The organism is Pandoraea sp. PE-S2T-3, assembly GCF_002179965.1.
In the GTDB taxonomy this organism is placed as follows: domain Bacteria; phylum Pseudomonadota; class Gammaproteobacteria; order Burkholderiales; family Burkholderiaceae; genus Pandoraea.
Genome location: NZ_NGUQ01000012.1, coordinates 57,055 through 78,239 on the forward strand (window position 1 = coordinate 57,055; position 21,185 = coordinate 78,239).

The following is a 21,185-nucleotide window of genomic DNA, read 5'->3' on the forward strand; positions in this document are numbered from 1 at the left end:
CGGACAGGGGGAATTGGCTGCCCGCAACCGGCGCCTCGATTGTCATGCTGTTTGCGTACATGCCGGATAAACAAGTCCATACGAATGAAGTTTCGTCGCTGCGCCGCCTGATGCGCGCGCGACGCAAGCCACTGGCGCTACTGCTCTCCCTGCCGGGCGTGTGGTGTTCGCTCGCCGGTGCGCAGGAAGCCCCTCCCCCCGATCTCGCCAAGAGCGATGGCCTCGTGCTGCGCACGGTCCCTTCGCTAGGCGAGTTCGTCTTAGGGGACGGCGACGACGTGCCGATGTACGTGCGCGGCATGCATCTGACCGGACGTACCAACGTCGACGCAACCGTCGATGGTGATGCAGAGGCGCGCAAATTGCGCTCCTACGTGAAGGGCGACCGCCTGACCTACGACCAGGACACGGACGAGGTGGTGGCGCACGGCAACGCGCACATGTCGCAGGGCGGCAACAAATTTGTCGGCCCTGAGGCCCATATGTATACCGGTGCGGGCGACGGCTACATGCTCACGCCGACGTATCAGCTGGTGACCGGCGGCGGCGGTAAAGGCGAGCGTGCGGACGTCGATGCGGGCAACGTGGTCACGTTGCAGCGCGGCACCTATTCCGCGTGCGCTTGTACCGATGACGACAAGACGCCGGCTTGGTACATCAAGGCGTCGTCGTTCGAATTCGATCAGGAACAGCAGGAAGGCACGGCCTACAACGGCATTCTGTTCTTCCAGGGCGTGCCGATTCTGGCAAGCCCGTACATGTCGTTCCCGACAACGACCGAGCGCCGCTCGGGCTTGCTCGCGCCGACGTTTACGCAGTCGACCCAGACGGGTTTCGAGTTCTCGCAACCGTACTACTTCAACATCGCACCCAATCGCGATCTGACGATCACGCCGCGCTTCATGACCAAGCGCGGCACGATGCTCAACGGCGATTTCCGATATCTGGAGCCGACGTACGCCGGACTGTTCCACATCGAGTATCTGCCGAAGGACCGGGTGACGGGCGATGCGCGTTATACGTTCACGTGGCAACACTCGCAGGCGCTGGGCTATGGCGTCAATGGATACGTCAACTTCACGAAAGTCTCGGACGATACCTATCCGGATGACTTTGGCGCCGGCACGAACTTCCAGACCGGCGTGACGCGCGTGTATAACCGCGAGGCGGGGTTGACGTGGAACTACGGCGACTGGTCGTTCCTTGCCCGTGTGCTGAAGTACCAGACCCTGGCCCCGAGTACGCCGCAGTACGAGTCGGTGCCTGAGCTGTCGGCCACTTACAGCAAGTCGGATTTCCACGGCTTCGACTTCACGATGCCGATCCGGTACAACCGGTTCCACATCGCAGCGAGCACGGGGCAGCCCGACGGCGAGCGCCTGTACGCGCAGCCGACGCTGAGTTACCCGATCCTGACGCCGGGTTACTTCATCGTGCCGAAGGTGATGTTCAACGCGGCGTCGTACAACGTCGACTATCCGAACGGGTCGACGATGCAATCGTCGATCACGCGCACGGTCCCGACGGTCAGTCTCGATGCCGGTCTGACGTTCGAGCGTCCGCTCACGTTGTTCGGTTCGAGCATGAAGCAGACGTTGGAACCGCGCATCTTCTACGTCTATACGCCGTACCGGAATCAGAGCTCGATTCCGATTTTCGACAGTGCGGTCGCCGACTTCAACCTCGCGGAAATCTTCAGCGAGAATTCGTTCATCGGCGAAGACCGGATTCAGGATGCGAACCGCGTCACGATGGCGCTGACCTCGCGCCTGATCGATGCGGAGAGCGGGGTGGAGCGTGCACGCGTCTGGTACGCGCAGCGCTACAACATCCAGCAGTCGCTCGTGACGATGCCGGGCGGCACGCCGGAAAACGCCGGGGTGTCCGACTTCCTGGTGGGCGGCTCGGCGCTGCTGTACAGCAACGTCACGTTCAGCACGGCGGTGCAGTACAGCCCGAGTACGTCGCAGTTCAACCGGTCGGACGTGGGGATCACGTGGCGTCCGGGTGAGCGTCGCGTCTTCAATGTCTACTACCGTTACCTGCGCAACCCGCCGCCGGTGGTGGGGCAGACCGCGTTGACGGTGACCCCGATCAACCAGATCGAACTTTCGGGCCAATGGCCGATCACACCCCGATTCGGGGTGGTGGGCCGGATCAACTACAGCATCACGGACAAGTCGTTCATCGATGCCCTGGCGGGTTTCGAGTATGATGCCGACTGCTGGGCTTTCCGGGTCGGCGTGCAGCGCTATGCGACCAATGCCACGACAACGACTTCGCGTATTTTTGCGCAGTTGGAGTTGAAGGGCCTGACCAAGTCCGGTACCAGCGCCACCGAAGCGTTCAAACAAGGCGTGCCTGGCTACCAGCCGCCGCCGACGAACCAGATTCCTTCTCGATTCAGCAACTATGAATGACATGTTTGTGAAGCGTGCCTCGCTGCTGGCGAGCCTGTGTCTCGCCGCCGGGGTGGCGGTGGCCCAGCCGGCGCCGGTCAGCGCACGCGCCGCTGGCGCGCCTGCATCGTCCACGCAGTCGGTCGATTCGATCGTGGCCGTGGTCAACGATGCCGTGATCACCCGCAAGGAACTCAACACGCGAATCGAGGAAGCCAAGCACCAGCTGACGCTTGCGAAGCGTCCGGTCCCCGAGGCCGACATGCTTCAGCGTCAGGTGCTCGAGCAGATGATCATCACGCAGGTGCAGCTCCAGCGCGCCAAGGAAGATGGCATCGTCGTCAAGGACGCCGACGTCGAGCAGGCGCTGCAACGCATCGCTGCCGACAACCGCCTCTCCGTCGATCAGTACAAGGCGCGCCTGGCGCAAGCCGGTGTGCCCTGGGACGCTTTCCGCAAGGAAGTGCGTGAGCAGATCATTCTGGCCCGCCTGCGCGACAAGGAAGTCGATAGCCAGATTCAGGTCAGCGAGACCGAAATCAACACGTTCCTCGCCGCCCAGCGCGGAGCATCGGCCACGCCTTCCGAAACCGAATACCGCATCAGCGAGATTCTCGTGAAGGTGCCGGACGGCGCGTCGCCCGATCAGGTCAACGCCGCGCAGAAGAAGGCCAACGACGCGCTCGACAAGGCGAAAGCCGGTGGCGATTTCGCTGCCCTCGCCAAGCAATATTCGGATGCGTCCGACGCCAGCGCCGGTGGCGACATGGGCTTCCGCATTCCCGAACGTATCCCCGATCTGTACCTGAATCAGGTCCAGAAGCTGCAAGCGGGCACGCTCGTGCCGCAGGTGCTGCGCAGCAATAACGGATTTCACGTCATCAAGCTGGTCGACACCCGTAAGCAGGGTGGCGGCGAGCAAGGCATGACCGTGCCGCAGATTCACGCGCGCCATATCCTGATTCGTGTGGGCGACGGCGTGTCCGAAGCACAGGCGCAGAAGAAGCTGCTCGATATCAAGGCGCAGATCGAAGCCGGCAAGGGCGACTTTGCGACGTATGCCCGTCAGGTCTCGGTGGATGGCTCGGCCTCGCAGGGCGGTGATCTCGGCTGGATTTCGCCAGGCGAGACCGTGCCGGCGTTCGAGCGCGCCATGTCGGAACTCAAGGACGGCCAGATCAGCGATCCGGTGCGCTCGGAGTATGGCTATCACCTGATTCAGGTGCTCGGCCATCGCGAGTCGCAAGTGTCGGGCGATCAGGAACGCAACCTGGCGATGCAGGAACTGCGTGGCCGCAAGGCCGAGCAGCAGTATCGCGACTGGCTGCAACAACTGCGCGACAGCGCTTATGTCGATTACCGTCTGAGCACGGCTGCGCAGTAAGCGCGGCCCGACTCGACGACCCGACACCGCCACACTTCCTCGTATGACATCCGCCCGGCCCTTCGTCCTTGCCATCACCACCGGTGAACCGGCAGGTGTGGGGCCGGAGCTGACCGTGCAGGCACTGGTTCAGTGCCTCACACCGTCAGCCCTATCGGCAACCGATCCCCTCGAACATTGTCAGTTTGCCGTGCTCGGCGATGCCGCACTGCTGGCAGCGCGCGCGCAGGCCGTTGGCCTCGGTGACGCGTGGCAAGCCTTGCTGTTGCAGGGTCGTGTGCGCGTGGAACATCATTCGCTCGCCGTGCCGGCTGTGGCCGGGCAACTGAACGCCGCCAACGGTCCCTATGTGCTGGCGCTGCTCGACGCCGCCATCGATGGTGCGGTGGCCGGCACGTTCGATGCGATCGTCACTGCGCCGCTGCAAAAGAGCACGATCAACGACAGCGGCGTGGCTTTCACCGGCCACACCGAATATCTCGCCGAGCGCACGCACACGCCGCGCGTGGTGATGATGCTCGCAGGCGGTGGTCTGCGGGTGGCACTCGCCACCACACATTTGCCGCTGGCGCAGGTGCCCGGCGCGATTCGCCGGGACGACCTGCTGGAAACCCTCGTCATTCTGAATCAGGACCTGATGCGCCATTTCGGCGTGACGCGTCCGCGCATTCTCGTGACCGGACTCAATCCGCATGCGGGTGAGTCGGGCTATCTCGGCCGTGAAGAGATCGATGTCATTTCGCCCGCGCTCGACGATGCGCACGCGGCAGGCATCGACGCTCGCGGGCCGTACCCGGCCGACACGCTGTTTCAGCCGCGTCACCTCGACGGGGCCGATGCCGTGCTCGCCATGTATCACGATCAGGGCCTGCCGGTGCTCAAATACGCGAGCTTCGGCGCGGGCGTGAACATCACGCTGGGCCTGCCGATCATTCGCACATCGGTCGATCACGGCACCGCGCTGGATCTTGCGGGCACCGGGCGCGCCGAAAGCGGCAGCCTGCTCGAAGCCCTGCGCACCGCCGCGACCATGGCCGCCAACGCGGCCACCCATGCACAACTGCGCGCTGGCACCGTTGCTGCGTCAGGCACCGCAAGCGATGCGGCGGCCGCGACGGGCGATGCCGACACCCCACCGCGTTCCTAAGGAATTTCACATGAGTAGCGCATCGAAGCGCACGGGCGTCCAACAGGGCCACGTGGCGCGCAAACGTTTTGGTCAGAATTTTCTCGTCGATATGGGCGTGATCGACGACATCGTGAGCGCCATCTCGCCGCGCACCGATGATCTGATGGTCGAAATCGGCCCGGGGCTCGGTGCCTTGACGACGCCGCTCGCCGAGTGGCTCGCGCATCTGCATGTCGTCGAACTCGACCGCGATCTCGTCGCACGCCTGACGCGCAAGTTCGGCGATCGCGTGACCGTGCATGCGGGCGACGCGCTCGACTTCGACTTCGGCTCGCTGGTGCCGGAAGACCGCCGCGACGAATCGCCGCTGCGCATCGTCGGTAACCTGCCGTACAACATCTCGAGCCCGCTGCTCTTTCACCTGATGCGTTTTGCGACGCAGGTGCGCGACCAGCACTTCATGTTGCAGAACGAAGTCGTGGAGCGCATGGTCGCACCGGCCGGGTCGAGCAACTACAGCCGGCTGTCGGTGATGCTGCAATACCGCTACTGGATGGACAAGGTGCTGGATGTGCCGCCGGAGGCGTTCAATCCGCCGCCGAAGGTCGATTCGGCCATCGTGCGCATGATTCCGCGGGCGCAGGCCGACTTGCCCGACGTGGATCTGACGGTGTTCGAAGCGGTGGTCGCGCAGGCGTTCTCACAGCGTCGCAAGATGCTGCGCAACACGCTGCACAGCTATCGCGACCGCGTCGACTTCGATGCGCTCGGGTTCGACCTGACGCGTCGTGCGGAAGATGTTTCCGTCGACGAATACGTGTCGCTGGCGCGCACGATCAGCGGCGCCGGTTCACAAGGCTGATCCCGGCGAACACCAGGGCGACGGCGCCCGCAAAGCGCCAGCCCACCGATTCCCCGAGAATCAGCACGCCGAACGTCACCCCGAACAGCGGGCTCAGGAACGAGAACGACGCGAGGCGGGCGGCGCTGTAGCGGGTGAGCATCCAGAACCAGATCAGATAGCTCGCAAACGCCACGCCGATGGATTGATAGACGAGGCTCACCCACGTCGTGCGCGTCATCTCGCCGATGTGGACGTTGCCGGTGGCCAGCGCCAGCACGCACAACAGCACGGCGGAGACGGCCAACTGATAGAGCAGCGTCTTGGCGGGAGCGGCCGTTGCCAGCCGCGAAGCGCGCACGACGACCGTCGTCATGCCCCAGAAGACCCCCGCCAGAATGCCGAGCAGGTCACCCGGCCATGTCGTCGCAAGGCTCGTGCTGCCCCCATCCGAGAACGCCACCACGATGCCGCAGAACGCCAGCGCCATGCCGAGCCATTGCCCGGCGCGCAGCCGCTCGCTGGGCACTGTCCAATGCAGGCCGATGGCGGTGAAGCAGGGCGCGGAATACAGAAACACGGCCATGCGTGATGCCGTGGTGTGCGTCAGTCCGACGAAGATGCAGAGAAATTCCAGCGAGAACAGCACGCCGGCCAGAATACCGGCCGGCAGCGTGCCGTCGCCGGTGACCAGCCGCTGACGCCGCCAGAGCATCCACCCGGCCACGAGCAGCGTGGCGATCACCGAGCGCAGGCCCGCTTGCAGCACGGCCGGCACGGCGGTCACTGCGAGCTTCACCGCCACCTGCTGGCCGCCCCATATCGCACACAGGCCGACCATGATGGCGAGGGCGGTGGCATCGATCGGGCGAGGGGCTGTGTTCATGACATCGGTTCGGGAGTGGGAGGGGTGGACAAGCGTGCGACGCGGCACAGTGTTGCCGCAGGTCGTTCTGCCGGTCCGGTTCGCCGCTCATTCTCCACGATCCGCTTCATGGACGCATCAATTTGGTGCGCGCCGTAGGGGTAATCATTGTTTCGCCGTGCGGCACAATGTCTCCCCGCCACGAGGGTTTATCGGGGACAGTCGCGCCGCTAGAATACGACGCTCGGGTGCGATTGCCCGTCATCTTCCTCACATCACCGCAGTATTCCCCCGCAGTCATCTCCATGTACAAGAAAGGCTCTGCCGTCGAACTCCAGTTCTCCCCGTCGCGACTCAACGATGGGGCGGGCGATCCGTTCTGGATCGATCTCACGCGCGACGAAGCGCAGGCGCTGCTCGCGGCCCTGCAAACGCATCTGGCGGGCACCGGGAATGACGCCGTCGGCACCGATCAGCCGTTGTTGTTCACGCTGCTCGATCCCGCTGTGCCGGGGAACAAGGGCCAAGGCGCCACCACTGGCAGCGAGTCCGACAGCGCCAACGACGGCGAAGCGAGTGCTGCCACGGCACCGGAATTCCGGCAGTGGGTCTGTGTGATCTGCGGTTGGATTTACGACGAAGCGACCGGCTATCCCGAAGACGGCATTGCGCCGGGAACGCGGTGGGAAGCGGTGCCGGAAGATTGGCGTTGCCCGCTGTGCGACGTGGGCAAGGAAGACTTTGCGATGGTGCAGTTCTGAAGAACGTACGACTGGCGGCGCTGCCCGATCAACAACGGGCAGGCGCCGCCGTTGCCTCTTACAGGCCGCCCTTGGCCGAATGCTTCTGGATCAGTTCGATCTTGTAGCCGTCCGGATCTTCCACGAAAGCGATGACCGTGGTGCCGCCCTTGACCGGACCGGCTTCGCGCGAGACTTTGCCGCCAGCGGCACGGATCGTGTCGCAAGCCTTGTAGGCATCGTCGACTTCGATGGCCAGATGGCCAAACGCCGTGCCCATCTCGTACTTTTCCACGCCCCAGTTGTAGGTCAGCTCAAGCACGGTGTTTTCCGACTCGGGGCCATAGCCCACGAAAGCCAGCGTGTACTTGTACTCGGGGTTTTCGCTCTGGCGCAGCAGTTGCATGCCGAGCACGCGCGTGTAGAAGTCGATCGAGCGCTGCAAGTCGCCGACGCGCAGCATGGTGTGGAGCATTCGCATGGTGTTTTGACTGTGTGGGGACAAACGAAGCGTCAATTGTACCCGCGCCAGCAAAAATGAGCCGCGTTCATGCAGCGTTGAGCGATTTCAGCATGACGCTTAAAACTCCGGCAGCCATTCCGGGGCATGCGACTTGAGTGTGTCGCGTGCGGATTCGAACTCCGGAAAGATCGACGCCACTGCCTGCCAGAAGCGCGGCCCGTGGTTCATTTCCTTCAAATGCGCGAGTTCGTGCGCCACCACGTAGTCGATCACCCCCAGCGGGAAGTGGATCAGACGCCAGTTGAGGCGAATGCGGCCATCGGCGCTGCAACTGCCCCAGCGGGTGGTCGCCGACGACAATCCGAGTGCCGAGTAGCTGACGCCCAGGCGCTCGCCATACACATCGAGCCGGGTCGTGAAGAGCTTGCGCGCTTCCTGCTGCAACCAGCCTTGCACCCGGTCGCGCATCTGTTCAGGTGCGGCTTGCGGCGGCAGGTCGAGCCAGAGTGTGTGCGTGTGGATGTCGTATTGCTGCGCGCCGGGGCGGCCGCCAAGACGCACGGTCAGCGTGTGGCCGAGATACGGCAGCGTCGCGCCGTCGACCCAGTTCACGCGCGGAATCACGCGGCGGGCCGAGCGTTCGCGAAATTCGGCGATCTTGTTGAAGATCCAGCGTTTCTTCTCGACGACGGCAGCTTCGACATCGGCGATCGTGACCCAACGCGGTGCGGTCACCGCGAGCCCCGATTCGTCGATGATGAAGCCGATCGTGCGGCGCGACGAACGCTTGAAGCGGTAGTAGAGCGCGTGCCCGTCGAGCATGATCACGCGCTCGCCGGCGGCCGGTGCACGGCGTGGCTTGGGTGGCTCGGGGGTGTCGGGGATAGCAGGGATAGCCGGTGTGGGTGCAGGCGCCGGTGCATCGGTCGCCACGCCATTGGCTTCGGCGGCCGGGCTGCCGAACAGGTCGAGTTCCATCTGGGGAACGAGCATCTCATGCCGGGAGCGGCGATCGCGGGTATTACTGGCGTTACGGTTCGCGGTTCGGGCTTTCGACATGAGACTGTCTCGTAGTGCGCTCAGGTCCGAGGGGTGGCTTCCGGCGTGGCCTTTGGGGCCGACGTGTAGGCTGCCGGATCGATACGAATCATCTCACGTTCGATCCATTCAGCCACATCAGCATTCACGGCTTCCGGCGTGCGTCCTTCCGTCTGAATCACCGGGCCGATCGAGACGATCACTTCGCCGGGGAATTTCATGAACGAATTGCGCGGCCACATGCGCCCGGCATTGTGCGCTATGGGCACGACCGGTGCCCCGGTCGTCGCCGCCAGACGCGCACCGCCCGACTTGTACTTGTTGCGCGAGCCGGTCCTCGTACGCGTGCCTTCCGGGAACATGATGATCCACGAGCCTTCGGCCAGACGCTCACGCCCCTGCGCCACCACCGATTGAAACGCGTCGGTGCCCTTGCTGCGGTTGATGTGAATCATGCTCAGCAGGCCGAGCGCCCAGCCGAAAAACGGCACGTAGAGCAATTCGCGCTTGAACACGAAGCACAGCGGGCGCGGCATCAGTGCCGGCAACGCGAGCGTTTCCCACGCCGACTGGTGCTTCGAGAGCACGATGGCAGGCGTGTCGGGCAGGTTCTCGCGACCGATCACGCGGTAGCGGATGCCACACAGTTTGTCGGCCACGATCATCGTCGTGCGGCACCAGCCCACCGCGAACCAATAACGCCGGACGCGGTTGAGGATCGGAAACGTCACGATGCACGCGATCGCATACGGAATCGTAAAGACGATCAGGAAGAGGAAGAAAAGAATCGAACGAAGTCGCTGCATCAGATCTGGGCTTGAATGAGTGGGCCGGGGAGCGTCGGGTGTTTCAGGCGCTTGAGCGGGCATGAGCGGTTTCACACCGCATCAGCCACCCTTGGCGTCCCTGGCATCCTCTTCGGCGAGCATGTCGCGCACGAATGCCTGAAGGCTGTCGTGCACGCGGGTGCCTTCCGGCAAGTTGCCGGCGGCCAGTGTTTTCTTGCCCTTGCCGGTGAGTACCAGATGCGGGTGGGCACCCACGGCGGCAGCCGCCTGCAAGTCGCGCAATGAATCGCCCACGGCCGGCACGCCGGTCAGGTCGACTTCGTAGCGCCGGGCGATTTCCTGAAACAGGCCGGGCTTCGGTTTGCGGCAATCACAACCCTCGGCCGACGTGTGCGGACAGAAAAACACCGCGTCGATACGGCCCCCCGCAGCAGCAGCCAGCTTCGACATCTTGGCGTGCATGGCGCCCAGCGTTGCCATGTCGAACAGACCGCGTCCGACCCCGGACTGGTTGGTGGCCACGACCACGCGATAGCCGGCCTGATTCAACCGGCCAATCGCTTCGAGGCTGCCGGGCAGCGGCACCCACTCGTCGGTCGACTTGATGAACTGGTCCGAGTCGACGTTGATCACGCCGTCGCGGTCGAGAATCACCAGCTTGCGAGCGGCGGGGCCGGGGGTGCGGTCTTTACGCGAGTCCATGTTCGGCATCGGATATCGGCAAATTAGGCGGCGAGCTTCGAGAGATCGGCCACACGGTTCATCTGCACGTGCAGGCGCGTGAGCAACGCGAGGCGGTTGTTGCGCAGCGCCTCGTCGTCGGCCATCACCATCACGTCGTTGAAGAAGGCGTCGACCGCGTCGCGCAATTGCGCCAGCGCCGTCAGCGCCTGCTCGTACTGACGCGCCTCGAAGCTCGTCTCCACCAGCGGCGTCACCTTGTCGAGCGCAGCGGCCAGCGCCTTCTCGGCCGGTTCCATCAGCAGCGACGGCTGAATCATGCCGTCCGGCGGCGGCGCCGTCTTCTTCAGAATGTTGCCGATACGCTTGTTGGCGGCGGCCAGCGCTTCGGCTTGCGGCAGTGCCGAGAACGTACGCACGGCTTCCAGACGCTCGATCAAGTCACCCAGATACGGGGGCTGATTGGCCAGCACGGCTTCGATTTCGTTCGCACCGAAACCACGCTCGCGCAGGTAACCGCGCACGCGATCGAGCACGAACAGGTAGACGTCGTGCAGATAGGCGCCATCGGCCACGCCCGTGGTGAAGCCTTCGTAAGCCACGCGCAGCAGGTCGGGCAACATCACGGGCAGACGCTTCTCGATGAGCATGCGCGCGATGCCGAGGGCATGGCGACGCAGCGCAAACGGGTCTTTCTCGCCGGTCGGTTGCAGGCCGATGCCCCAGATGCCGACGAGCGTTTCGAGCTTGTCGGCCAGCGCCACGGCCGTGCCGGTCGGGCTTACGGGCAACGCATCGCCGGCAAAGCGCGGCTGGTAGTGTTCCGAGCAGGCGAGGGCGACATCGTCCGGCTCGCCATCATGGCGTGCGTAGTACGTGCCCATCGTGCCTTGCAGCTCCGGGAACTCGCCGACCATGTCGGTCAGCAAGTCGGCCTTGGCCAGCAGTGCACCGCGCTCGGCCAGTGCCACGTCGCTGCCGGTCATCTGCGCAATCGCACCCGCGAGTGCCGAGAGGCGCTTCGTGCGTTCGAACTGCGAACCCAGCTTGTTGTGATACACGACGTTGGCGAGCAACGGCACGCGATCGGCCAGCGGCTTCTTCTTGTCCTGCTCGAAGAAGAACTTCGCGTCGGCCAGACGCGGGCGCACCACGCGCTCGTTGCCGGTCACGATCTGTTCCGGCTTGCCGGTGGCGATGTTCGAGACGATCAGGAAGCGGTTCGTCAGACGCCCGCCCTCGGCGAGCGGCTTGTCGGTGAGCGCGAAGTACTTCTGATTCGTCTGCATCGTGAGAATCAGGCACTCCTGCGGCACGGCGAGGAATTCGCTTTCGAAATGGCAGGCGTAGACGGCCGGCCATTCCACCAGTGCGGTGACTTCGTCGAGCAGTGCGTCGGGCATGACCACGTGGTCGTTGCCGGCAGCGGCCAGCAGTTGCTCGCGAATCGCATCGCGGCGCGCCGTGTAGCTCGCGTAGACCTTGCCTTCGTCGAGCAGCGTGGCGGCGTACTCATCCGCCTGATGGATCACAACTTCACCGTTCGACAGGAAGCGGTGACCCAGTGTCTTGTTGCCCGAGGCCAGACCGATCGCCGTGGCTGGCACGAGCGTGTCGCCGTGCAGCGCAATCAGGCCATGCACCGGACGCACGAACTGCACCGTTTCGCCATCGGGGCGCTGGTAGCTCATGACCTTCGGGATGGGCAGCTTGCCGAGCGTTTCGTCGAGCGAGGCTTGCAGCGCGTCCGCCAGTTGGGCACCGGCGGCCGTGTAGGTATGGAAGAAGGCTTCGGCCTTGCCGTCCATGGCGCGCTCCAGACTCGCGACCGGCAGGTCGGCGAAGCCCATCGCGGCGAGTTTCTTCGCGAGCGGCGGGGTCGGGTTGCCGTTCGCGTCGAGCGCGACGGACACCGGCAGCACCTTCGCGCGGATGGTGGCATCCGGGGCGCGCTCGAGCACGTGGGTGATCGCGACGGCCAGACGGCGCGGCGTGGCGTACGGCGTGACGACGCTGGCGTCGGTCGTGAGACCGCGCGAGCGCAGGCCGTTGGCGATGCCATCGGCAAAGGCGTCGCCCAGACGTGCCAGTGCCTTCGGCGGCAGTTCTTCGGTCAGCAGTTCGACCAGCAGGGTACGTTGTGCGGTGCTCATCATGCGGCTTGCGTTCGGGTTTGGGCGGCGGGGGCGTTCAGCATCGGGAAACCGAGCTTCTCGCGCGAAGCGTAGTAGGCCTGTGCGATCAGACGCGACAGCGCCCGGATACGGCCGATATACGCCGCACGCTCAGTCACCGAGATGGCGCCACGGGCGTCGAGCAGGTTGAAGGTGTGTGCCGCCTTCAGAATCATTTCGTAGGCCGGCAGGGCCAGTTCGGCTTCGATGAGGCGCTTGGCTTCGCTCTCGTAGTTGTCGAAGAAGCTGAACAGCATCGGCTGGTTCGAGTGCTCGAAGTTGTACGTCGACTGCTCGACTTCGTTCTGATGGAACACGTCGCCATACGTCAGGCGGCGCGTCACCGGGCCGTCAGCCGTCTGCTCTTCCCATTCCGTCCACACGAGGTCGTACACGTTCTCGACCTGTTGCAGATACATCGCCAGACGCTCGATGCCGTACGTGATTTCGCCGAGCACGGGCTTGCAGTCCAGACCGCCCACCTGCTGGAAGTAGGTGAACTGGGTGACTTCCATGCCGTTGAGCCACACTTCCCAGCCCAGACCCCAGGCGCCGAGCGTGGGGTTTTCCCAGTCGTCTTCGACGAAGCGCACGTCGTTTTCGGTCAGATCGAGACCGAGCGCGCGCAGCGAACCCAGATACAGGTCGAGAATGTTCTCCGGTGCCGGCTTGAGCACCACCTGATACTGGTAGTAGTGCTGCATGCGGTTCGGGTTCTCACCGTAACGGCCATCCTTCGGACGGCGCGACGGCTGCACGTAGGCAGCGCGCCACGGCTCCGGGCCAATGGCGCGCAGGAACGTGGCGGTGTGCGAGGTACCGGCGCCGACCTCCATGTCGTAAGGCTGGAGCAACGCACAGCCTTGCTTGTCCCAGTAATCCTGCAACGTCAGGATGACTTGTTGAAAGGTAAGCATGATGAATTCGCGCGGACGAAAAGAGAAATATGCGGATTTTGCGCAGTTCATCGGCCCGGCCGCGAGCGCGGCCGACGAACTGGGGCCTGTTCATCCTGATATCGGGCAAGGATTGCCCGCCAAAAACCAGGGTGAACAGGCCCCAAAACCTTGAATTTTAGCGGGAATCCGGCCCGAGCGGGGTGTTGGCCGACCAATGAGGCGCCGGCCGTGCCGCAGCGCCCGTCAAGCGTGGCGCATTTGTGTGACGGACTTAGCGCGTGCGGCGTCCGGCGATCAGGCCGAGTCCGAGGGCGGCCAGCGCCAGCAGCAGCGCTGGCACATTGCCGAAACGCACATAAGGCGTGAGGCCCGTATAGGGCTGCACCTTGCCGGTGAGTGCACCGACGGTCATCGCCGGCAGGCGGCCCTGCACGTGACCCTGTGCATCGATGATGGCCGTCGTGCCGGTGTTGGTCGCGCGCAGCATCGGACGTCCGGTTTCGAGCGTACGCATGCGGGCGATTTGCAGATGCTGGTCCAGCGCGATGGTGTCGCCGAACCACGCCAGATTGGTCGAGTTGGCGAGCACCGTTGCGGGTTCCGGCATGTTGCGCAGCGCCTGAGCGATCTCTTCGCCGAACAAGTCTTCGTAGCAGATGTCGAGCGCCACACGCTGATCGCGCACCGGGAAGCCGGTCGGCGTTGCCGAGCCGCGCAGGAAGTCGCCCAGCGGGATATGCATCATGTCGACGAACCACCGGAAGCCCCACGGCACGAACTCACCGAATGGCACGAGATGGTGTTTGTCGTAGCGATGCAACGTCTGGTCGCGCGGCGTGACGCCGAACAGGCTGTTGGTCAAATCCGTCGGGCCTTGCGGCGTCAGCGTCGCGCCCACGGCGCCGAGCACGACGTGCGAGCCGGTACGATCCGCAAATTCGCGAATGGGCGCAGCGATTTCCGGAGGAATCCCTTGCAGCAGCACCGGGAAGGCCGTTTCCGGCGTAATGATCAGGTCGGCCGGCGCTGCCGTGATCATGTCGCGATAGAGCGCCATCGCGTGATCGATGCCGGCGCGCTCGAACTTCATGTCCTGCGGGATATTGCCTTGCAGCAGCCGCACCGTGAGCGGCTGGCCTGTCGGCGTGGTCCAAGCGTGACGGGTGAGGCCGGCGCCGATGGCGAGCAGCACGAGCACGCCCGCGACGGCGAACACGCGGCGTGCCGGGCGCGTCGCCATGTTCAGCGGCAACACCGCGCGGGCGAACCACGCGGCGGCCAGTGCGGCGAGACCACCGATGCCGTATACGCCCAGCAGCGGCGCGAAGCCGGCCAGCGGGCCATCGACGTGGGCATAACCGGGCGAGAGCCACGGGAAACCGGTGAAGACGGTGCCGCGCAGCCATTCGGCGAGCGTCCAGGCGCCGGCAAACGCGAAGGTGCGCCACGGGCCCGTAGCCGGTACCCAACGCGTGACGAAGGTCGCGAGCGCGGGGTAGATCGCCAGATAGAGCGAGAACAGCACGACGGCGGCACCGGCCATCACGCCGGGCATGCCACCGTACGTGTGCATGCTGATGTAGAGCCACCAGATGCCGGACACGAACGACGCCACGCCGAAGCACCCGCCGAGCCACAACGCATCGCGCCGCGACGGGCTGCGCTCGACTAGCGCGAACAGGCCGGCCATGGCCAGCAGTTGCAGCCACCAGACATCGCGGGGTGCGAAAGCCAGCGTCTGAGCAATACCGGCCAGACCGGCGAGCGCACGCGCGCGCCAGGCCGGCCACGAGCGCCGCTCGGGCGCGTGGACGGTCATTTCCTGCATGGATCGTTGAAGTTAGTCAGGCTGAACGACGGGTGCCGGTTCCACGCGCCGCAAGAGCAGCATATGGATCTGGCGGCCGTCGGCACGCAGCACTTCGAACACGAGATTGCCGACGCGCAGACGTTCGCCACGACGCGGCACACGACCGAACTGGTGCGTGATCATACCGCCGATCGTGTCGTTTTCGGCATCGACGAACTGGGTGCCGAAGGCGTCGTTGAACTGCTCGATTTCGGTGAGCGCGCGAATGCGATAACTGCCGTCGGGCGCGGCGATGATGTTGTCTTCTTCTTCGTCGAAGTCGTACTCGTCTTCGATGTCGCCGACGATCTGTTCGAGCACGTCTTCGATGGTGATGAGACCGGCCACGCCGCCGTATTCGTCGACGACGATGGCGATGTGGTTGCGGTTCACGCGAAAGTCATGCAGCAACACGTTCAGGCGCTTCGACTCGGGGATGAACACCGCCGGGCGCAGCATGTCGCGCACATCGAAGTCGTGATTCGCGTAGAAACGAAGCAGATCCTTCGCGAGCAGAATGCCGATGATGTTGTCGCGATTGCCTTCGTACACCGGGTAGCGCGAGTGCGCCTGTTCCAGTGCGAACGGCATGAATTCTTCGGGAGTCTGTTCGATGTTGATGGCGTCCATCTGGGCGCGGGGCACCATGATGTCGCGTGCGCACAGATCGGCCACCTGGAACACGCCCTCGATCATCGCCAGAGAATCGGCGTCCATCAGGTTGCGGGCGTGAGCGTCTTGCAGAATTTCGAGCAACTCTGCGCGCGACTCCGGCTCCGGGGAAATCAGATCGGTGAGGCGTTCGAGCAGAGAGCGAGGTTTTTCGGGCTTTTTTTGACCGGGTCGACTGGGATAAGGGTCGTTCATGACGGCGCGTCCAAGTTGGGCGGACGCCGAGCTGTTTCAGGAAGCTAAAGGATACACCAGATGCACGCCATTGCCGTGTCAGCGCTGGCCGGTCGGTGCACCGCAGCGGTGCAGCACGGCTTCGAGCGCAGGGTCGGGCATGCCCGCTTCGCGCAGTGCCTTGACCGTGCGGGCCACGTAATCGTGGGTGGTGCCGTAGCGTCCCTGAGCCTGATCGAAGACCTTGCGCACGATGTTGTCGGGCAGACGGCCGGCATAACTTTTCACGTCGCGGCGCATCACGAAAGCGAGCGCGGGTGTCGTGCGGCCATCGGCGAGCGCGCAGTGCAGCCACGCCGGACGGTACGAGCCCATCGCCATTTCACGATGCCAGAGCGATTCGAGGTGTGCGCGTGCCGTGGCGGCCGAGAGGCGCAATGCCACGCCGGCACATGAGCCGCCCCGGTCGAGCGCGAGCACGAGGCCGGGATGCTCCGGCGTGCCGCGATTGACGCGCGACCACAGATAAAGGCCCCGGTGATAGCCGAACACGCGGGCGTGCAGGCTTTCTTCCATCGGCACACCCGGGTTCCAGATCAGCGAGCCGTAAGCGAAGATCCAGAGGTCCTGCTTGCCGTTCCAGCCGGCGAGGGCGGCGTCGAGCGAGCGCGACAGCTCTTCGGGGCTCAGATGGCGGGCGATGCCGAGGTCGGGCGGGTACTGGGTGCATCCGGGGCCGCTCGACACGCTGGCCTGAGGGGATTCGGGGGCGGTCGGGTGGTCTGGGATGCGGTCCATGCTGTCTATGCGATCGGCGGTTCAGGCGCGGCGCGATTTGGCCGGCGGGGTGGTCTTGGCAGCGGCCGGCGTGGCTTTTGGGGCCTTGGTGGCCTTGGCCGTCTTGCGCGGTGCGGCGGTCTTCTCCGACGCATAAGGATCGGCGTAGCCGAGGCCGGCGAGAATCTCCGTCTCCAGCGCTTCCATTTCCTCGGCCTCGTCGTCTTCCTCGTGATCGTAGCCTTGCGCGTGCAGTACGCCGTGCACGATCAGATGCGCGTAATGGGCTTCGAGCGTCAGGCCCTGCTCGTTTGCCTCGCGCTCCACCACCGGGCAGCACAGCACGATGTCGCCCGTGACCGGGTCGCTCTCGTCCTGCGCGTACGCGAACGTCAGCACATTGGTCGCGTAGTCCTTGCCGCGATAGCTGCGATTCAGTTCCTGACCTTCGTCGGCGTCGACAAAGCGCAGCGTCAGCTCGGCGTCGGCCAGTTGCGCGGCCTGCACCCAGCGGCGCAGGTTGGCGCGCGAGAGCACTGCCTTATGGGCGGCGAAGTCGCGCCCGAGCACGAACTGGCTCGTCAGCGTCAGTGCGTGGCGTGGGCGGGCACCGCTCATGCGTTGCCTCGCGGCGCACGCGCCTGACGGGGTTGACGCGGTTCCTGATCGGCCGATGCCGGCAGATCGAGCCCGGCTTCCGCGTGTTGGGCGTGGGCCTCGTACGCATCGACGATGCGCGCGACCAGCGGGTGACGCACCACGTCCACGCTGGTGAAGCGGGTCATCGCGATGCCGCGCACGTTCTTCAGGATTACCTGCGCTTCGTTCAGGCCGCTCTTGTGGCCACGCGGCAAGTCGACCTGCGTCGTGTCGCCCGTCACCACTGCCTTGCTGCCGAAGCCGATCCGCGTGAGGAACATCTTCATCTGTTCCGGCGTGGTGTTCTGCGCCTCGTCCAGAATGATGAACGCGTGATTGAGGGTGCGGCCGCGCATATAGGCGAGCGGCGCAATCTCGATCATCTGCTTCTCGAAATACTTCTGCGTCTTGTCGAAGCCGAGCAGATCGTAGAGCGCGTCGTAGAGCGGGCGCAGGTACGGATCGACCTTCTGCGCGAGATCGCCGGGCAGAAAGCCGAGACGCTCGCCGGCTTCCACCGCCGGGCGGGTCAGCACGATGCGCTTGACCGCGTCGCGCTCCAGCGCGTCGACGGCGCAGGCCACGGCCAGATACGTCTTGCCGGTGCCCGCAGGTCCGATGCCGAACGTGACATCGTGCGACAGAATCTGCTTGAGGTAATCGCGCTGCGCCGGCGTGCGGCCGTGCAGGTCGGTGCGGCGGGTGTGCAACACCGGCGAGCCGGTTTCCGTCTCGTCACCCGTGGCGAACGGATTGTCGTCGCCGTGGCGCAGGATCGGCTCGTGGCCCTGACGCGTTTCCACCAGACCCAACTGAATGTCGTCGACCGACAACGGTTCGGTGGCGCGGTTGTAGAAGCTTTCCAGCGCCTGCGTCGCGATGACGGCACTCTTGCCGCGAATCGTGAAGCGATGACCCCGGCGGGAAATCGACACGTCGAGAGCCTGTTCAATCTGGCGCAGGTTCTCGTCGAGCGGGCCGCAGAGGTTGGCCAGCCGGCGATTGTCGTCGCGCGGCGCGGTAAATTCTTGGGCGAGTGCTTTCAAGATGATCCGGTGTGATGGGTCAGGGCTGTCAGTGCGATCAGTGCGTGATGATCAATTCGCCGCGCAGCGAGTGCGGGTAGGCGAAGGTGATCACGACGTCCGTCATCTGGCCGATGAGCGCGCTGCGTTGTGCCTCGGAAGCCGGGAAGTTGACCACGCGGTTGTTCTCCGTGCGGCCTTGCAGCTCGTTCGGGTCTTTGCGCGAGACGCCTTCGACCAGAATGCGCTGACGCGAGCCGACCATACGCTGGCTGATGCGCGCGGCGTTTTCTTCGACCACGGCCTGCAAATGTTGCAGGCGGCGCAGCTTCACTTCACGCGGCGTTTCGTCCGGCAGGTTGGCGGCGGGCGTGCCCGGGCGCGGGCTATAGATGAACGAGAAGCTCGTGTCGTAGCCGATCTCGTGGATCATCGCCATGAGCTTGTCGAAATCTTCTTCGGTCTCGCCGGGGAAGCCGACGATGAAGTCCGACGACATCGACATGTCCGGGCGCACCTGACGCAGACGGCGAATGATCGACTTGTATTCCAGCGCCGTGTAGCCGCGCTTCATGGCCGAGAGCACGCGGTCGGCGCCGTGCTGCACTGGCAAGTGCAGGTGGCTCACGAGCTTGGGCACCTTCGCGTACATGTCGATCAGGCGCTGCGTGAATTCCTTCGGATGGCTCGTCGTGAAGCGAATGCGCTCGATGCCGGGCACTTCGGCCACGTACTCGACCAGCAGGGCGAAGTCGGCGATTTCGCCGTCGGCCATCAGGCCGCGATAGGCGTTCACGTTCTGACCCAGCAGCGTGATTTCGCGCACGCCTTGCTCGGCCAGACCGGCAATTTCCGTGAGCACGTCTTCAAACGGGCGCGAGACTTCGTCGCCGCGCGTGTACGGCACGACGCAGTAGCTACAGTATTTGGAGCAGCCTTCCATGATCGAGACGAAGGCCGTGGCACCGTCGACCTTGGCGGGCGGCAGGTGATCGAACTTCTCGATTTCCGGGAATGAGATGTCGACTTGCGAGCGGCCGGTGGTGCGGCGCGCTTCGAGCATCTGCGGCAGGCGGTGCAGGGTTTGCGGGCCGAACACGACGTCGACGTAAGGGGCGCGCTGCACGATGGCGGCGCCTTCCTGACTGGCGACGCAGCCGCCGACGCCGATCACGAGATCCGGCTTGATTTCCTTGAGGGCGCGCATGCGGCCCAGATCCGAGAACACCTTTTCCTGCGCCTTTTCACGCACCGAGCAGGTGTTGAACAGGATGACGTCAGCGTCTTCGGGGGTGTCAGTCTTCTCGAGACCTTCGGCGGCGCCGAGCACGTCCGCCATCTTGTCGGAGTCATACTCGTTCATCTGACAGCCGAACGTCTTGATGTAAATCTTCTTTGCCATTGAGTGTGCGCCGTTCGCAGTGGTTAACCTGGGGGCGTCCGTAATTTGGTTATTTCGGAGGTTTTCCGGGGTTCTGACAGATGGCTGGCCAGAGAAAAAAGCGGCAGCCAAAACGCAAAAGCCGGCGTGGCCGGCCTGTCCGGACCTCCGTAGCGGGGCCGGTGAGTGGTGCGCGCATTATACCGCGTGAACGGCAGGGGTATTGCGCCAGGTGGACGCTGGGGGCGTCGCGACTTTCACGGCCGTCACGGCTGCCCCGGCCGGCGAAGGCCGGCCAGAGGCAGCGAGGCCCGCAGCGCTTAGCGGTTGTCCTTCATCGCGGCGGCGATGGCGCGGATGTTGTGCTGGAACAACTGAAGATACGTGGAAGCTTCCGGGTTTTGCGAGAGCGCATCCGAGTAGAGCTTGCCGTCGACCTGCACCTTCGCGTCATGCGCAATGCGTTGGATCAGGCGCGGATTCGAGATGTTCTCCATGAATACGGCCTTGATGCCCGTGCGGCGGATGATGCGGATCAGGTTGGCCACATCGCGTGCGCTGGCTTCGCTTTCCGTCGACACGCCTTCCGGGGCCAGGAACTTGATCTCGAAGCGCTCGCCCAGATAGCCGAAGGCGTCATGCGAGGTCAGCACCACGCGGCGGTTGGCGGGCACCGAAGCCAGTTGCTTGCGGGCCCACGTGATCAGGTCGTCGAGGGCGAGCTGATAGTTCTTCGCGCGATCAGTGTAGTAGGCGCGCCCGGCCGGATCGGCCTGCGAGAGCGCGGCGGCGACCTTGTCGACCATCGACTTCACCAGCACCGGGTCTTGGAACATGTGCGGGTCGGTGACCACCTTGCCGTCGTCGCGCATGGTCCGGGGCTTGAGCCCGTCGGTGACTGTCACGATCGTGCCCGGGTAGTGGCTGGCCTTCATCAGGCGCGGCAGCCAGCCTTCGAAGCCGAGGCCGTTCACAAAGAACAGTTTCGTGCCCGAGAGTTTGGCGACGTCGGCCGGGGTCGGCTCATAGACGTGCGTGTCCTGATCGGGACCGACCAATGTTGTGACGTCGACGCGGTCACCACCCACCACCTTCACGATGTCGGACAGGATGCTGAAGCTCACACCGACCGGCAGACGTGTGTCTTGTGCCTGTGCCGGGCCGGCGGCTGCCAGCGTAAGTGCGACCGACGAAAGCAGCGCGGCGAAGAAACGCGCGCCCGGCCATGATTTACCGCCCGATTTACCCAATCCGAACATGTTTTCCT

At 64.4% G+C, this 21,185-nt stretch carries 19 protein-coding genes and 1 pseudogene; 6 read left to right on the plus strand and 14 right to left on the minus strand.

Annotation, left to right across the window (positions count from 1 at the left end):
* Nucleotides 1–44 precede the first annotated feature (44 nt).
* Genes CDV46_RS08765 through rsmA form a run of 4 tightly spaced genes read left to right on the plus strand, consistent with a single transcriptional unit; the run spans nt 45 to nt 5,774 of the window.
* Nucleotides 45–2,420, plus strand: a complete 2,376-nt coding sequence (locus CDV46_RS08765) for an LPS-assembly protein LptD (RefSeq protein WP_170935822.1) — start codon at nt 45–47, stop codon at nt 2,418–2,420.
* A complete protein-coding gene (locus tag CDV46_RS08770; protein ID WP_058376115.1) occupies nt 2,413–3,783 on the plus strand; it encodes a peptidylprolyl isomerase in 1,371 nt (456 codons plus the stop codon). The genes CDV46_RS08765 and CDV46_RS08770 overlap by 8 nt, the downstream gene beginning before the upstream one ends.
* 43 nt (nt 3,784–3,826) lie before the next feature.
* Nucleotides 3,827–4,930, plus strand: coding sequence for a 4-hydroxythreonine-4-phosphate dehydrogenase PdxA (gene pdxA, locus CDV46_RS08775; RefSeq protein WP_087722337.1), 1,104 nt, complete (start codon nt 3,827–3,829; stop codon nt 4,928–4,930).
* A 10-nt stretch (nt 4,931–4,940) separates the two neighbouring features.
* A complete protein-coding gene (gene rsmA, locus CDV46_RS08780) occupies nt 4,941–5,774 on the plus strand; it encodes a 16S rRNA (adenine(1518)-N(6)/adenine(1519)-N(6))-dimethyltransferase RsmA (protein ID WP_087722338.1) in 834 nt (277 codons plus the stop codon).
* Here rsmA and CDV46_RS08785 read toward each other — a convergent pair.
* The gene (locus CDV46_RS08785; protein WP_087722339.1) at nt 5,749–6,639 is read right to left on the minus strand and encodes a DMT family transporter; all 891 of its coding nucleotides are present in this window, start codon (nt 6,637–6,639) and stop codon (nt 5,749–5,751) included. The two genes, rsmA and CDV46_RS08785, sit on opposite strands and share 26 nt — an antisense overlap.
* Nucleotides 6,640–6,923: 284 nt before the next feature.
* On the opposite strand from CDV46_RS08785, the gene CDV46_RS27565 reads away from it, so the two are divergent.
* Nucleotides 6,924–7,379, plus strand: coding sequence for a rubredoxin (locus CDV46_RS27565; protein ID WP_087686421.1), 456 nt, complete (start codon nt 6,924–6,926; stop codon nt 7,377–7,379).
* Nucleotides 7,380–7,437: 58 nt separating this feature from the next.
* On the opposite strand, the gene gloA is transcribed toward CDV46_RS27565, so the two are convergent.
* From gloA to glyQ, 6 genes are all read right to left on the minus strand, one after another.
* Entirely contained in the window at nt 7,438–7,839 is a 402-nt protein-coding gene (gene gloA, locus CDV46_RS08795; protein ID WP_087686422.1) for a lactoylglutathione lyase, read from the minus strand.
* Between the two features lie 99 nt (nt 7,840–7,938).
* On the minus strand, nt 7,939–8,814 hold the full coding sequence (locus tag CDV46_RS08800) for a M48 family metallopeptidase (RefSeq protein WP_441339321.1): 876 nt from the start codon (nt 8,812–8,814) through the stop codon (nt 7,939–7,941).
* An 86-nt stretch (nt 8,815–8,900) separates the two neighbouring features.
* Nucleotides 8,901–9,665: a lysophospholipid acyltransferase family protein gene (locus CDV46_RS08805; RefSeq protein ID WP_087722341.1), complete on the minus strand. Its 765-nt coding sequence runs from the start codon at nt 9,663–9,665 to the stop codon at nt 8,901–8,903.
* 81 nt (nt 9,666–9,746) lie between these two features.
* Entirely contained in the window at nt 9,747–10,349 is a 603-nt protein-coding gene (gene gmhB, locus CDV46_RS08810) for a D-glycero-beta-D-manno-heptose 1,7-bisphosphate 7-phosphatase (RefSeq protein ID WP_140413328.1), read from the minus strand.
* Between the two features lie 23 nt (nt 10,350–10,372).
* A complete protein-coding gene (glyS, locus tag CDV46_RS08815) occupies nt 10,373–12,484 on the minus strand; it encodes a glycine--tRNA ligase subunit beta (RefSeq protein WP_087722342.1) in 2,112 nt (703 codons plus the stop codon).
* Nucleotides 12,481–13,419, minus strand: a complete 939-nt coding sequence (glyQ, locus tag CDV46_RS08820) for a glycine--tRNA ligase subunit alpha (RefSeq protein ID WP_058379905.1) — start codon at nt 13,417–13,419, stop codon at nt 12,481–12,483. Before glyQ ends, glyS begins: the two co-directional genes overlap by 4 nt.
* Between glyQ and CDV46_RS27070 the strand changes: the two genes are divergently transcribed.
* Nucleotides 13,418–13,573, plus strand: coding sequence for a hypothetical protein (locus tag CDV46_RS27070; RefSeq protein ID WP_157125864.1), 156 nt, complete (start codon nt 13,418–13,420; stop codon nt 13,571–13,573). The genes glyQ and CDV46_RS27070 overlap by 2 nt on opposite strands.
* Before the next feature lie 99 nt (nt 13,574–13,672).
* Here CDV46_RS27070 and lnt read toward each other — a convergent pair whose 3' ends face one another.
* The 7 genes and pseudogenes from lnt to CDV46_RS08855 all read right to left on the minus strand — a co-directional run bounded on the left by lnt (nt 13,673) and on the right by CDV46_RS08855 (nt 21,177).
* Nucleotides 13,673–15,220, minus strand: coding sequence for an apolipoprotein N-acyltransferase (gene lnt, locus CDV46_RS08825; protein WP_254915976.1), 1,548 nt, complete (start codon nt 15,218–15,220; stop codon nt 13,673–13,675).
* Between the two features lie 21 nt (nt 15,221–15,241).
* Nucleotides 15,242–16,117: an HlyC/CorC family transporter gene (locus CDV46_RS08830; RefSeq protein ID WP_087686428.1), complete on the minus strand. Its 876-nt coding sequence runs from the start codon at nt 16,115–16,117 to the stop codon at nt 15,242–15,244.
* Between the two features lie 78 nt (nt 16,118–16,195).
* The gene (locus CDV46_RS08835; protein WP_087686429.1) at nt 16,196–16,894 is read right to left on the minus strand and encodes a gamma-glutamylcyclotransferase; all 699 of its coding nucleotides are present in this window, start codon (nt 16,892–16,894) and stop codon (nt 16,196–16,198) included.
* Nucleotides 16,895–17,026: 132 nt separating this feature from the next.
* Nucleotides 17,027–17,491 (minus strand): annotated as a pseudogene (ybeY, locus tag CDV46_RS08840) (rRNA maturation RNase YbeY); the annotation flags it as partial.
* Entirely contained in the window at nt 17,488–18,558 is a 1,071-nt protein-coding gene (locus tag CDV46_RS08845) for a PhoH family protein (protein ID WP_087686431.1), read from the minus strand. The gene CDV46_RS08845 and the pseudogene ybeY, both read right to left, overlap by 4 nt.
* Before the next feature lie 37 nt (nt 18,559–18,595).
* Nucleotides 18,596–19,939, minus strand: coding sequence for a tRNA (N6-isopentenyl adenosine(37)-C2)-methylthiotransferase MiaB (gene miaB / locus CDV46_RS08850; RefSeq protein ID WP_087686432.1), 1,344 nt, complete (start codon nt 19,937–19,939; stop codon nt 18,596–18,598).
* Between the two features lie 299 nt (nt 19,940–20,238).
* Nucleotides 20,239–21,177: a metal ABC transporter solute-binding protein, Zn/Mn family gene (locus CDV46_RS08855; RefSeq protein ID WP_087686433.1), complete on the minus strand. Its 939-nt coding sequence runs from the start codon at nt 21,175–21,177 to the stop codon at nt 20,239–20,241.
* Between the last annotated feature and the right edge of the window lie 8 nt (nt 21,178–21,185).